At 64.5% G+C, this 12,604-nt stretch carries 12 protein-coding genes; 11 read left to right on the top strand and 1 reads right to left on the bottom strand.

Annotated elements, in window-relative coordinates; translation table 11 throughout:
- Nucleotides 1–9 precede the first annotated feature (9 nt).
- The 11 genes from C8C95_RS14675 (at nucleotide 10) to nudB (ending at nucleotide 10,631) form a co-directional block, all read left to right on the top strand.
- Nucleotides 10–432, top strand: coding sequence for a DUF971 domain-containing protein (locus C8C95_RS14675; protein ID WP_099731079.1), 423 nt, complete (start codon nucleotides 10–12; stop codon nucleotides 430–432).
- 214 nt (nucleotides 433–646) lie between these two features.
- Nucleotides 647–1,378, top strand: a complete 732-nt coding sequence (gene ubiE / locus C8C95_RS14680; RefSeq protein ID WP_116749057.1) for a bifunctional demethylmenaquinone methyltransferase/2-methoxy-6-polyprenyl-1,4-benzoquinol methylase UbiE — start codon at nucleotides 647–649, stop codon at nucleotides 1,376–1,378.
- 36 nt (nucleotides 1,379–1,414) lie between these two features.
- Nucleotides 1,415–2,452 carry a Tim44-like domain-containing protein gene (locus C8C95_RS14685; protein WP_056060388.1) on the top strand — a complete coding sequence of 346 codons (1,038 nt, stop codon included), beginning with the start codon at nucleotides 1,415–1,417 and terminating at the stop codon, nucleotides 2,450–2,452.
- A 61-nt stretch (nucleotides 2,453–2,513) separates the two neighbouring features.
- Nucleotides 2,514–3,152: a hypothetical protein gene (locus tag C8C95_RS14690; RefSeq protein WP_108498344.1), complete on the top strand. Its 639-nt coding sequence runs from the start codon at nucleotides 2,514–2,516 to the stop codon at nucleotides 3,150–3,152.
- Nucleotides 3,149–4,714 carry a ubiquinone biosynthesis regulatory protein kinase UbiB gene (gene ubiB / locus C8C95_RS14695; protein WP_056747295.1) on the top strand — a complete coding sequence of 522 codons (1,566 nt, stop codon included), beginning with the start codon at nucleotides 3,149–3,151 and terminating at the stop codon, nucleotides 4,712–4,714. The genes C8C95_RS14690 and ubiB overlap by 4 nt, the downstream gene beginning before the upstream one ends.
- Nucleotides 4,715–4,813: 99 nt before the next feature.
- Nucleotides 4,814–6,259, top strand: a complete 1,446-nt coding sequence (locus C8C95_RS14700) for a sodium:solute symporter family protein (protein ID WP_056060397.1) — start codon at nucleotides 4,814–4,816, stop codon at nucleotides 6,257–6,259.
- Between the two features lie 65 nt (nucleotides 6,260–6,324).
- Nucleotides 6,325–6,675: an FmdB family zinc ribbon protein gene (locus tag C8C95_RS14705; protein WP_116749058.1), complete on the top strand. Its 351-nt coding sequence runs from the start codon at nucleotides 6,325–6,327 to the stop codon at nucleotides 6,673–6,675.
- An 8-nt stretch (nucleotides 6,676–6,683) separates the two neighbouring features.
- Nucleotides 6,684–7,304: a DUF502 domain-containing protein gene (locus C8C95_RS14710; RefSeq protein WP_056747297.1), complete on the top strand. Its 621-nt coding sequence runs from the start codon at nucleotides 6,684–6,686 to the stop codon at nucleotides 7,302–7,304.
- A gap of 53 nt (nucleotides 7,305–7,357) precedes the next feature.
- Nucleotides 7,358–9,175 (top strand): aspartate--tRNA ligase, encoded by a 1,818-nt coding sequence (gene aspS / locus C8C95_RS14715; RefSeq protein WP_056060406.1) that lies wholly within the window; start codon nucleotides 7,358–7,360, stop codon nucleotides 9,173–9,175.
- A 138-nt stretch (nucleotides 9,176–9,313) separates the two neighbouring features.
- Nucleotides 9,314–10,141 carry a CsgG/HfaB family protein gene (locus C8C95_RS14720; protein ID WP_116749059.1) on the top strand — a complete coding sequence of 276 codons (828 nt, stop codon included), beginning with the start codon at nucleotides 9,314–9,316 and terminating at the stop codon, nucleotides 10,139–10,141.
- A gap of 10 nt (nucleotides 10,142–10,151) precedes the next feature.
- Nucleotides 10,152–10,631 (top strand): dihydroneopterin triphosphate diphosphatase, encoded by a 480-nt coding sequence (nudB, locus tag C8C95_RS14725; protein WP_116749060.1) that lies wholly within the window; start codon nucleotides 10,152–10,154, stop codon nucleotides 10,629–10,631.
- A 52-nt stretch (nucleotides 10,632–10,683) separates the two neighbouring features.
- Here nudB and C8C95_RS14730 read toward each other — a convergent pair whose 3' ends face one another.
- A complete protein-coding gene (locus tag C8C95_RS14730; protein ID WP_056060415.1) occupies nucleotides 10,684–12,450 on the bottom strand; it encodes a tetratricopeptide repeat protein in 1,767 nt (588 codons plus the stop codon).
- Nucleotides 12,451–12,604 lie beyond the last annotated feature (154 nt).

A 12,604-nucleotide genomic window follows, 5' to 3' on the forward strand; every position in this document is an offset into this window, starting at 1 on the left:
GGTGATTCCATGGCAGGTTTGAAAGCGGGCGCTCCCACGCCGCAGGCCCTGACGGTGCATGAACAGTCGCGCGTGCTGGAGGTGGGTTTTTCGGATGGCGCCACATTCCGCATTCCGTTCGAGCTGATGCGCGTGTACTCGCCCTCGGCCGAGGTGCAAGGCCACGGCCCGGGGCAGGAGGTGCTGCAGACGGGCAAGCGCAATGTGGCGCTCATCAACCTAGAGCCTGTGGGCAACTACGCGGTCAAGCCCACGTTCTCCGACGGCCACGACAGCGGCATCTTCACCTGGGACTATCTCTACGAGCTGGGCCAGAAGCAGGACGCACTGTGGGCCCAGTACACCGAGCGGCTGGCTGCGGCGGGGGCCGACCGTGATGCACCCATGGCGCCCAAGGGTGGTGCAGGGGGCCACGCCTGCGGCAGTCACTGACGCCCTCGGCAGGCCTGTTCAGGGGCCCGCCGCCAAAAGCCGCACAAGTCCCTGTGCGGCAAGGTGCTACTGAAAATATAGCTATCAGCGCAATATTTGCTTGCGCTAGCGGCTGTTTTTGTTTCAATAGTGTTCTCCAAATTGCGACAGATGCCCCAATTCAGTGCGGGGTTGTCGCTGTACCTCTGGCGTTCACGCGCCTAGCATGATTCTTATGAGCACCACGCATTTCGGTTTTCAGTCGGTGGACGAGCAGGAAAAGGCGCGCCGCGTGCGCGGTGTGTTTGATTCCGTGGCCTCCAAGTACGACGTGATGAACGACCTCATGTCGGCGGGCCTGCACCGTGCCTGGAAGGCCTACACCGTGATGGTGGCCAACCTGCGCGAAGGCAGCCAGGTGCTGGACATTGCGGGGGGCACCGGTGACCTGGCAGTGGCGTTTTCCAAGAAGGTGGGGGCGTCGGGCCGTGTGGTGCACACCGACATCAACGAGGCAATGCTGCGTGTGGGCCGTGACCGTCTCATCAACGAGGGCGTGGTGCTGCCTACGCTGGTCTGCGACGCTGAAAAGCTGCCGTTTCCCGACGCGCATTTCGACGTGGTGAGCGTGGCTTTTGGCTTGCGCAACATGACCCACAAGGACCAGGCCATTGCCGAAATGTGCCGTGTGCTCAAGCCCGGCGGCAAGCTGCTGGTGCTGGAGTTTTCCAAAGTGGCGCAGCCGCTGACCAAGGTGTACGACTGGTACTCGTTCAAGGTGCTGCCCCAGCTGGGCAAGCTGGTAGCGGGCGACGACGCGAGCTACCGGTATCTGGCGGAGTCCATCCGCATGCACCCGGGGCAGGAAGAACTCAAAAGCCTCATGCAGAAAAATGGTTTTGGGCATGTGGACTATCACAACATGACGGGGGGCATTGTGGCCCTCCATGTTGGAATCAAGTGCTGAGCGGTTTGCTCGGTCGATAACGGAGACGGAGAAGTCATGATGAAACTGTGGTCTGTGGTGTTGGTCGCGATGCTGGCGTTTGCGCACGCCGATGCCGACGCCGCGCGGCGACTGGGTGGTGGCAAATCGGTGGGCAAGCAGTCCAGCAATGTGACGCAGCGCGAGTCGGCCACGCCGCCCGCCACGCCGGGCGCACCGGCACAAAGCGCGACCAACACGGCTGCGGCAGCCAAGCCTGCTACCGCCACGCCGGCAGCGGCTCCGGCCGCGCCGGCCAAGAAGCCCTGGGGTGCCATGTTGGGCGGCCTGGCGGCGGGTCTGGGTCTGGCCTGGCTGGCGCACTCGCTGGGCCTGGGCGCGGGCTTTGGCAACATCCTGATGATTGCGCTGCTGGCGCTGGCGGCGTTTGCCATCTTCAAGATGGTCATGCGGTCGCGCAACGGCGGTAGCAATGGCTCGGGCAATGCTGCAGGTGGTGCCCCGTTCGCCTTCCAGGGCGCAGGGGCTGCAACGCCCGCCGCTGCCCAGGTGCCGCCGCAGTACAGCCCCAACAACGTGGGCAACGACGCATCGGCCCGCCCCTGGGAGCGCAGCAGCATGGCATTTGATGCCTCGCGTGCCGGGCAGGGTGGCGTGGGTTCGGGTGTGGTGATCGGTTCGGGCCTGTCGGGTTCGCAGAACTGGGGTGTGCCCGCCGATTTCGACACCGAGGGTTTCCTGGCGGCCGCCAAGCGCAACTTCGTGACCTTGCAGGGCGCGTGGGACCGCTCGGACATCGCCACCCTGCGGTCCATGATGACGGACAACATGCTCGATGAGATCCGCACCCAGCTGACCGAGCGCGAAGCCCACCGGGGCACGCAGCCCAATCACACCGATGTGGTCATGATCGAAGCGCAGCTGCTGGGCATCGAAGACCTGGGCGACGGCTACATGGCCAGCGTCGAGTTCTCGGGCATGATCCGCGAAGAACCCTCGGCCGGGCCCAGCCCCTTCCGTGAGGTCTGGAACATGACCAAGCCCAAGGCAGGCAACACCGGCTGGCTGGTGGCAGGCGTGCAAGCCCTGCAGTAAACACCGCCCACGGGGCCCCTGCGTGCCAGGGGCATTCCAGTTCAGGGAATAATCGGGGACTATGGCAACACCACAGTCCCCTTTTCCTTTTCTGGACGGCCTCTTCGAGCGCCTGGCAGCCGGCCCGCAGCCCCCGCAATGGCTGGTCCACGAGGTGCAGCAGCGCCTGGTGCTGTTTCTCAACCATGTGCTGATGCAGGAGAAAGAAGCCACGGACCGGCTGGTGCGCCAAAAGGGCCGCATCGCCAGGGTGCAGTGGCGGGCCTACTCCCTGTCGCTGGTGATCACCCCTGCGGGCCTGTTCAACCTGGCGCCCGAATCCGCGGTGCCAGACCTGCGGCTGGAAGTGACCGATACCTCCCCCATCACCCTGGCCCAGGCTGCGTTGCGGGGCGATAAGCCCTCCATCCGCATTGAGGGCGATGTGCAACTGGCGGCCGAGATCAACTGGCTGGTGGACCATGTGCGCTGGGACGTGGAGGAAGACCTGGCCCGCGTGATTGGCGATGCCCCTGCGCATACGCTGGCACAGTTCGCCAGCCGGGCTGCGCAGGCGCTGCGCCAGTTTGTGGGTTCGCGCATGGCTGCCGCCAGCGCGGCGTCTTCTGCAGTGGTCGTGTCGACGGCACCGGTGGCGCCCGGCGCGCCGGCGGCGGCGCCGCTGTCACCTTCGGCTGGTTCGGACCGGGCCGACGCATGAAGCGCTTCTTGCGGGGGGCGGCCATCCTGTGGGTGGTGTTCCGGTTCGGCCTGGATGGCTTGCTGCTCGACAGCTTTCAAAAGCCCTGGCTGCGCATGATCTCGCGCATCGTGTCCATCGGGCGCAATCTGGATGCGCCGCGTGGGCAACGCCTGCGCGAGGCGCTGGAAAGCCTGGGGCCTATCTTCGTCAAGTTCGGCCAGGTGCTGTCCACCCGCCGCGACCTGCTTCCGCCCGACATCGCCGACGAACTGGCCCGCCTGCAGGACCGCGTGCCGCCATTCGACCCCGACATCGCCATCGCCACCATCGAGCGTGCCTTCCGTCGTCCGGTGGACGAGGTGTTCACCTCCTTCGACCGCACACCGGTGGCCAGCGCGTCCATCGCCCAGGTGCATTTCGCCACGCTGCGCGACCGCCAGGGCATTGAGCGCGAGGTAGCGGTCAAGGTACTGCGGCCTGGCATGCTGCCGGTGATCGAGAAGGACCTGAGCCTCATGCGCATGATGGCGGGATGGGTGGAGAGCCTGTCTGCCGATGGCAAGCGCCTGAAGCCCCGTGAGGTGGTGGCAGAGTTTGACAACTACCTGCACGACGAACTGGACCTGGTGCGCGAGGCTGCCAACGCTGCGCAGCTGCGCCGCAACATGACCGGGCTGGACCTGGTGCTGATCCCAGAGATCTTCTGGGACTTCTGCCACCCCGAGGTCATGGTGATGCAGCGCATGAACGGTGTGCCCATCAGCCAGATCGACCGCCTGCGGGAGGCCGGTGTGGACATCCCCAAGCTGGCGCGCGACGGCGTCACCATCTTCTTCACCCAGGTGTTTCGCGACGGTTTTTTTCACGCCGATATGCACCCGGGCAACATCCAGGTGAGTCTGGAGCCTGCCACGTTCGGCCGCTACATCTCGCTGGACTTCGGCATCGTGGGCACGCTGACCGAAGTGGACAAGGAATACCTGGCGCAGAACTTTGTGGCGTTCTTCCGGCGCGACTACAAGCGGGTGGCAGAGCTGCACATCGAAAGCGGCTGGGTGCCGCCCGAAACGCGGGTCAATGACCTCGAGTCGGCCATCCGCGCCGTGTGCGAGCCATATTTTGACCGCCCACTCAAGGAAATCTCGCTGGGCCTGGTGCTGATGCGGCTGTTCCAGACCTCGCGCCGCTTTCATGTCGAGATTCAGCCCCAGCTGGTGCTGCTGCAAAAGACCCTGCTCAACATTGAGGGCCTGGGCCGCGAGCTGGACCCGGACCTGGACCTGTGGAGCACGGCCAAGCCCTTCCTTGAAAAGTGGATGCTGGAGCAGATGGGCCCCCAGCGCCTGTGGCGCGAGCTGCGGGCCGAGGCGCCGCACTATGCCAAGCTGCTGCCCGAGCTGCCACGACTCATCTACGACGCGCTGCGCCAGCGCCCGGCAGACCACGAGCCTGCACTGCGTGAACTGCTGGAAGCGCAAAAACGCACCAACCGGCTGCTGCAAGGCATCATTTTTGCTGGGGTCGGGTTTGTGCTGGGCTTGCTGCTCATCCAACTGCTGATCAGAATCCGGCTTTTCTGACGATCTGCATGCCCGGTGCCCCGGTGTGGGGAGCGCCGGGGTGCAGGTCGGATTTCTTCACCCTGGACCGACCGAGACAAAAAGAGAGAGGAGCGCGCTGTGCTGCTGACCCTGGTTATCGTTTACCTGCTGATCACCATCGGCATCGGCTTGCTGGCAGCCCGACGTGTGAAGAACGCTGCGGACTTTGCCATTGCCGGGCGCCACCTGCCGCTGTACATGATCATCACCACCACGTTTGCCACCTGGTTTGGGTCGGAGACCGTGCTGGGCATTCCCGCCAAGTTCATCGAGGGCGGTCTGGGCAATGTGGTGGAAGACCCATTCGGCGCGGGCTTCTGCCTGATCCTGGTCGGCCTGTTCTTTGCCGGCAAGCTGTACCGCATGACGCTGCTCACCATCAGCGACTATTACCGCGAACGCTATGGCCGCACGGTGGAAATCGTCTGCTCGCTGATCATCATGTTGAGCTACCTGGGCTGGGTTTCTGCCCAGGTCACAGCGCTGGGCCTGGTGTTCAACCTGCTGTCTGGCGGTGCCATCAGCATTCCGGTGGGCATGACGATTGGTGTGGTCTCCATCCTGGCGTACACGCTGTTCGGCGGCATGTGGTCGGTGGCGGTCACCGACTTCATCCAGATGATCATCCTGGTGGTGGGCCTGGCCGTCATTGCCGTGTTTGCGGGCAACATGGCCGGGGGGGCAGACAAAGTGATCGAGTTCGCGTCCAGCCGTGAGCTGTTCCGGTTCCTGCCTGAGCCCAAGTTCCATGACGTGGTGTTCTTCATCGCCGCGGGCGTGACCATGATGTTCGGCTCCATCCCGCAGCAGGACGTCTTTCAGCGTGTGATGTCGGCCAACAACATCCAGGCAGCCACGCGCGGCCCCGTGATTGGTGGCATCTGCTACATCCTGTTCGCCTTTGTGCCCATGTTCCTGGTGGCCAGCGCGCTCATCATCATGCCCACGGAAACGGCTGCGCTGCTCAAGGACGACCCGCAAAAGGTGCTGCCCACGCTGGTGCTGGAGAAGATGCCATTTGTGATGCAGGTGCTGTTCTTTGGGGCCCTGCTGTCGGCGCTCAAGTCCACGGCCTCTGCCACGCTGCTGGCGCCCAGCGTCACTTTCACCGAAAACATCTGGCGCCAGTTCCGTCCGCACAGCTCGGACAAGCAGCATCTGCGCACCATGCGCATCACCACGCTCGTTTTCAGCGCCTGCGTGTTGGCCTATGCCATCTACATGCAGGGTACTTCCATCTATGAGCTGGTGTCGGGTGCCTATCAGGTGCCGCTGGTGGGAGCGTTTGTGCCACTGGTGTTCGGCCTGTACTGGAAGCGTGCCACTACGCAGGGCGCCATCTTTGCCATCGTGCTGGGCCTGGTGACCTGGCTGTTGTTCCTGTCTACTCCGGCGGGGGCAATCTTTCCTGCGCAGCTGGCGGGTTTGCTGGCCGCGCTGGCGGGCATGCTGATCGGCTCCCTCGGGCCACAGGCCATCCGCAACAGCCATGCCTCCCACCACAAGATGGTTGGGGTCGAGTAACGCGGGGGGTAAAGGGGCATGCCGCCTATAATTGAGGGTTTTGCACTTTCCCTCAACACACTGACATGCCTATTTACGCCTACAAATGCGGCTCCTGTGGCCATGCCAAGGATATGCTGCAAAAAATCTCCGACGCACCCCTGACGGTGTGCCCCGCCTGCGGCGCCGAAGCCTTCTCCAAGCAGGTCACTGCCGCAGGTTTTCAGCTCAAGGGCTCGGGCTGGTACGTGACCGATTTCCGTGGCGGAAACGGTGGCAACTCCGCCCCGGCCACCGAGGCCAAGTCGGAGTCCAAGACTGAATCAGCGGCACCTGCCAGTGGCGGTGATGCTCCTAAAAAGGAAGCGGCTAGCACAAGCACTGCCAGCGCTACCGGCACCGCGGGTACCAGTGGCACTTCTTCCTCTTCGAGCTGAGGACCTGCATGGCTGCCCTGCGCAAATGGCTGTTGACAGGCCTTCTGGTCATCGTGCCCGGTGTCATCACGGCCTGGGTGCTCAACTGGATTGTGAGCACGCTCGACCAGACCCTGCAGATCCTGCCCGGCGCGTGGCAGCCCGACAAGCTGCTCGGAGTGCATGTCCCGGGCTTTGGTGTGGTCCTCACGCTGGCCATCTTGCTCGTGGTGGGCGCCATTGCCAGCAACTTTGCGGGCCGCAAGCTTGTGCAGTGGGGCGACGCGCTGGTGCACCGCATTCCGGTGGTGCGCTCTATCTACTCCAGCGTCAAGCAGGTGTCGGACACGCTGTTCTCCGAGAGCGGCAATGCCTTTCGCAAGGCCGTGCTCGTGCAGTGGCCCCGCGAAGGGGTATGGACCGTGGCGTTCGTCACCGGCGCCCCCAATGGTGAAGTGGCTGCGTACCTGCGCGACGAGTTCGTCAGCGTGTACGTGCCCACCACCCCCAACCCCACGGGGGGGTATTTTGTGATGGTGCGCAAGAGCGACTGTGTCGAGCTCGAAATGAGTGTGGACAGCGCCCTCAAGTACATCGTCTCCATGGGTGTGGTGGCTCCAGCGGACCCTACGCTGCCCCCACCCAAGTAAGAAAAGCAATCTCTTTCAACGTCAACGCGCCCTGCGGCGCCGGAAGTTTTGTCATGGCCATGCGTTCCCACTATTGCGGTCTTGTGACCGAAGCCCTGTTGGGCCAAACCGTTACCCTGTCGGGCTGGGTGAACCGCCGCCGTGACCATGGTGGCGTGATCTTCATCGACCTGCGCGACCGTGAAGGCTACGTGCAGGTGGTGTGCGACCCCGACCGCGCCGAGATGTTCAAGGTCGCCGAAGGCGTGCGCAACGAGTTCTGCGTGCAGGTCAAGGGTGTGGTGCGCGCACGCCCCGCAGGCACCACCAACGACAAGCTCAAGACCGGCCAGATCGAAGTGCTGTGCCATGAGCTGAACGTGCTCAACCCCTCCGTCACGCCTCCGTTCCAGATTGACGAGGAAAACCTGTCGGAAACCACGCGCCTCACGCACCGCGTGCTGGACCTGCGCCGCCCGTACATGCAGAACAACCTGATGCTGCGCTACAAGGTGGCGATGGAGGTGCGCAAGTTCCTCGATGCGAATGGCTTCATTGACATCGAAACCCCCATGCTCACCAAGAGCACGCCCGAAGGCGCGCGCGACTACCTCGTGCCCAGCCGCGTGCACGACGGCCATTTCTTCGCATTGCCCCAGTCGCCCCAGCTGTTCAAGCAGCTGCTGATGGTGGCGGGCTTCGACCGCTACTACCAGATCACCAAGTGCTTCCGCGACGAAGACTTGCGTGCTGACCGCCAGCCTGAGTTCACCCAGATCGATATCGAGACATCGTTCATGGAAGAGCAGGACATCCGCGACATGTTCCAGGGCATGATCAAGACGGTGTTCCAGAACACGCTGGGCGTGGACCTGGGCGAGTTCCCCGTCATGACCTACCAGGACGCTGCGCGCCTGTATGGCTCCGACAAGCCCGACCTGCGCGTGAAGCTCGAATTCACCGAGCTGACCGACGTGATGAAGGACGTGGACTTCAAGGTGTTCTCGGGCGCCGCCAACATGAAGAATGGCCGCGTGGTCGGCCTGCGCGTGCCCGGTGGCTCGGTCGAAGGCGGCGGCATCAGCCGTGGCGAAATCGACGCCTACACCGAGTTTGTCAAGATCTACGGCGCCAAGGGCCTGGCCTACATCCGCGTCAACGAACTGGCCAAGGGCCGTGACGGTCTTCAGTCGCCCATCGTGAAGAACATCCACGACGCAGCCCTGCAAGCCGTGCTGGAGCGCACTGGCGCACAGGATGGCGACCTGATCTTCTTCGGTGCCGACAAGGAAAAGATCGTCAACGACGCGATTGGCGCGCTGCGTATCAAGATCGGCCACAGCGAGTTCGGCAAGAAGAACGGCCTGTTCGAGAACCGCTGGGCCCCGCTGTGGGTGGTCGACTTCCCGATGTTTGAGTACGACGAGGAAAACCAGCGCTGGAACTCGGTGCACCACCCCTTCACCAGCCCCAAGGATGGTCACGAAGACTGGATGGTCACTGCGCCCGAGAAGTGCATCTCCAAGGGCTACGACATGGTGCTCAACGGCTGGGAAATGGGTGGCGGCTCCGTCCGTATCCATCGCGCCGACGTGCAGCAGAAGGTGTTTGACGCCCTCAACATCACGCCTGAAGAAGCCCAACTCAAGTTCGGCTTCCTGCTGGATGCGCTGCAGTACGGCGCGCCTCCGCACGGCGGTCTGGCCTTTGGCCTGGACCGCATCGTGACGCTGATGACCGGTGCTGAGTCAATCCGCGACGTGATCGCCTTCCCCAAGACCCAGCGCGCCCAGTGTCTGCTCACGCAGGCGCCCAGCCCCGTGGACGAAAAGCAGCTGCGCGAGCTGCACATCCGCCTGCGCAACCCCGACGCGGTCAAGACTGCGGCCTGATTCCGGACGCATCACGTCCTTCGCGCATGCAGCCATGCATCGCACACCAAGCGGCTCGGGCCTTGCGCCCTGGCCGCTTTTTTCATGCGCGGCGCATCGGGCACTGGCCGCCGGGCGCGGACTGAAAGAGGTACTTCCATGCGTTTGTTGACACGCTCCCATTGGCTGCTTGCGGCCGCATGCATCGCACTGGCCGGATGCGGCGAGAAGAAGACCGAACTGGGACAGGGCGGTTCGGTGGTCACGGGCTCGGCCGGGCCCCAGGGCGCGCAGAACGCGGCACGTGAGCTGGTGCGTTGCGATGCGCCCGTGGCCACGCTGGCGCTGGCCGAGAACCCCAATGGCTACATCATGGGCTCGGGCTACCAGCTGCCCGCGTCGCCGGTGCCGCTGGTCAAGCTGCTGGCCCAGCAGAGCGGGTGTTTCCGCGTGGTGGACCGGGCAGCGGGCCTGAAGGGCACTGTGCAGGAGCAGGAATTGAAGGACGCCGGCATCCTGCGCAAGAACAACTCCACCGTGGCCAAGGGCAAGGGGTACGAGGCGCAGTACACGCTCACGCCCAGCCTCACGTTCAGCGAGCAGGATGCGGGCCGGGGCCTGGCCGGGGTGATCGCCATGATCCCGGTACTGCGCGACATCGCAGGCCTGGCCGGGCTGGTGGAGCAGGTCAAGTTCAAGGAAGCACAGACGGCCTTGCTGCTGTCCGACAACGAAACCACCGAACAGGTAGCTGCGGCCACAGGCTCAGCGCGCACCACCGACCTGGGGGTGGGCGGCCTGGTGTTCGGCAAGCTGGGCGGTGCGGCGGGCGCTGGCTGGAGCAATACCAATGAAGGCAAGGTCATTGCTGCGGCGTTTCTGGACGCGCACAACCAGCTGGTGGTGCAGGCGCGTGCGTTGCAGGCCAAGGAGCTGCCCCCGCCCGTGCCCACCACCACGGCAGCCCAGCGCTCCAAGGGGGGCTGAAGGCACAGCCATGGTAGCCGCCGCCGGGCCACCGCGGCCTTACAAGCTTCCAGAGTCGGTGCTGGTGGTGATCCACACCCCCGCGCTGGAGGTGCTGCTGATCCGCCGCACCGGGGGCGAGGGGCATTGGCAGTCGGTCACCGGTAGCAAGGATGCGCTGGATGAGCCTTTTGCCGAGGCCGCACGCCGTGAAGTGGCCGAAGAAACCGGGATAGACACCCAGGCACCGGGTTGCCTGTTGACCGACTGGGCGCTGGAGAACGTGTACGACATCTGGCCCCAATGGCTGCACCGTTATGCACCTGGCGTGGTGCGCAACCGTGAGCGCGTGTTTGGCCTGCGTGTGCCCGCAGCCACGCCCGTGGTGCTGAGCCCGCGTGAGCACGATGCCTATGAGTGGCTGCCCTGGCAGCAGGCCGCTGACCGGTGTTTTTCAGCGTCCAATGCCGAGGCGTGCCTGTTACTCCCCCGGTTTTTGCATCTCGGGTGAGTGGACTCCGAATGGCCCGGCGGCAACGGGGGCAAGGCCGGGCGGCGTCGCCTCAAGAGGCGTCTGGAGGCCGCAAGCGCAGGGCGGCAGCAGGATCGTCGGCATCGTCTGCGGGCGACGGGCCGAGGGCCGAGCTGTCGGGCGATGGCTGCGGAGTGCGCGTGGGCGTGTTGTCACTGCTGCCCCGCACCCTCAGTGCCACTCCGCCGGGGTGACGTTCACTGTCTTGCCCCAGGATGGCCCTCGCCGGGGTGCTGCCCATGCGTGCGCGCAGTGCGTCGATGCTCTCTTGCAGCGGTTGGGGGGCGGCCATGCGCGCGCCATGGCGTAGCAGCACTTGCTGTGCCATATCGAGCAGTTTGGAGTTGAGGGTGCGTTCGGCTTCGGCCAGCAGGTTTTGCACGGCACCGCCAGGGTCGCCGCCCAGGCTTTGCGCCATGGCGACTTCGGCCGTCTTGTTGACGCGTTGCAGGCAGTCTCGCACCAGTTGGCTATAAGGCTCATGCAGATTGCAGGCGTTGGCCATCAGCTCGGTCAAGCCGCGTGTGTTGGCATAGCGCATGCCCAGTGCCAGCACCCAGCTGTCGCCCTCGGGCAGCTCGATCGACGTGACGGCCAATACGGCCAGCAGGCTGCCCAGGTTGCAGGCAGCCTCAAAGTCGAAGGTGCTGGACGTGATCTCGCGGGCCATGCCACGCACCGATTCAACCGCTTGCGAGAACTGCCGCTGCTGGATGAGCTGCAGCGCCCGCGCCACCTCGGCAAAACGCCGGATGCGCGCGCTGCCGTAGTGGCGCTCCAGGATGCGCGCAAAGTCGGCCATGCAGCGCTCGATGCCCTTGCGGTCGTTCTCGGCGTAATACGCAAACGTCAGCAGCACCAGCGACTGGTAGTCGAACAGCTTGGAGTCAATGCCCAGCACTGTGGCGCGTGCCAGCACCTTGGTGGCGGTGGCGCGGTCGCCCATGTAGTACGACATCATCCCCAGCTTCTGCAGCCGCACCACCGAGTCGGGCGTGAGGGTGCTGGCCGTGCGGTAGGTCTCGATGGCCTGCGAAAAATTGCCCATCTCCACCTGCGCGCGGCCCAGCACGTCGTAGGCGTCGGCGAACGACGCGTCTTCGCCAATCAGCTCTTGCAAGGTGGTGATGGCGCGCGCGGCCTGGCCTGATTCGATCTGTGCGCGGGCCACGCCCAGCTTGGCCCAGGGCAGGGCCCGTGCCGCGATGACGGCCTCGAACAGGGTGCGCGCCTCGTCGTGGCGGCCCAGGCGCAGCAGCAGCTCCGACCCGATGCGGGCGGCGTACAGCCAATAGGGCTTGCGGGCCTCGAAACGCTCCACGCACAGCGCGGCGGCCTGCTCAAAGTCCTCGGCCTCGATGGCATCGAAAATGGGCTTGAGGTGGATCTTGCGCAGGCGCGCCAGGCTCAGGCGCTCGAACAGCGCGCTGGGCGTGAAGGGCTTGAGCAGGTAGCCGTCCAGGGCCGACTCGGCGGCCTCGGCCACTGCGGCGTACGACGCCTCGGCCGTGACCATGAAGAACACCGTGGAAAACGGCAGCAGCTGTGCGCGCCGCAGGTCGTCCAGCAGGGTCTGGCCCGAGTAGTTGGATTCGCCAAAAAACTGGTCGCATAGCACGTAGTCGAACACCGTGTGCTCCAGCCGGGCGCGCGCGTCCTGCACACGGGAGCATTGCACGATGCGGGTCACGCCGTACTCGCGCAGCTGCCCCACCAGAATGCTGCGCGATGTGGCATTGCTGTCCACGATCAGCGCCTGGGTCTGTGGGGCGGGATTGGGGCCGCTCTCGGTAGCCATGGGGGTCGGGGCCGTCCCTGCGTGCTCAAAATGTTGGAGTCTCCAGTGTAAAGCGCTGCCGCCCCCTGCCTGCGTCGGGCAAACCCCTTGCCACCACGGCTTGCGACACAATCTCCAGTCCTAGGAGCGGCATTTGACCGCTTGCCGTTTTCAA

It is taken from the genome of Acidovorax sp. 99 (assembly GCF_003096455.1).
Taxonomy (GTDB): domain Bacteria; phylum Pseudomonadota; class Gammaproteobacteria; order Burkholderiales; family Burkholderiaceae_C; genus Acidovorax; species Acidovorax delafieldii.

What these genes read in the sequence shown, in the direction of transcription:
- ubiB (WP_056747295.1), top strand. Translation starts at nt 3,149, where the DNA reads ATGAAGCGCTTCTTGCGGGGGGCGGCCATCCTGTGGGTGGTGTTCCGG.
- C8C95_RS14705 (WP_116749058.1), top strand. Translation starts at nt 6,325, where the DNA reads ATGCCTATTTACGCCTACAAATGCGGCTCCTGTGGCCATGCCAAGGAT.
- C8C95_RS14710 (WP_056747297.1), top strand. Translation starts at nt 6,684, where the DNA reads ATGGCTGCCCTGCGCAAATGGCTGTTGACAGGCCTTCTGGTCATCGTG.
- C8C95_RS14690 (WP_108498344.1), top strand. Translation starts at nt 2,514, where the DNA reads ATGGCAACACCACAGTCCCCTTTTCCTTTTCTGGACGGCCTCTTCGAG.
- ubiE (WP_116749057.1), top strand. Translation starts at nt 647, where the DNA reads ATGAGCACCACGCATTTCGGTTTTCAGTCGGTGGACGAGCAGGAAAAG.
- nudB (WP_116749060.1), top strand. Translation starts at nt 10,152, where the DNA reads ATGGTAGCCGCCGCCGGGCCACCGCGGCCTTACAAGCTTCCAGAGTCG.
- C8C95_RS14685 (WP_056060388.1), top strand. Translation starts at nt 1,415, where the DNA reads ATGATGAAACTGTGGTCTGTGGTGTTGGTCGCGATGCTGGCGTTTGCG.
- C8C95_RS14720 (WP_116749059.1), top strand. Translation starts at nt 9,314, where the DNA reads ATGCGTTTGTTGACACGCTCCCATTGGCTGCTTGCGGCCGCATGCATC.
- aspS (WP_056060406.1), top strand. Translation starts at nt 7,358, where the DNA reads ATGGCCATGCGTTCCCACTATTGCGGTCTTGTGACCGAAGCCCTGTTG.
- C8C95_RS14730 (WP_056060415.1), bottom strand. Translation starts at nt 12,450, where the DNA reads ATGGCTACCGAGAGCGGCCCCAATCCCGCCCCACAGACCCAGGCGCTG.
- C8C95_RS14675 (WP_099731079.1), top strand. Translation starts at nt 10, where the DNA reads ATGGCAGGTTTGAAAGCGGGCGCTCCCACGCCGCAGGCCCTGACGGTG.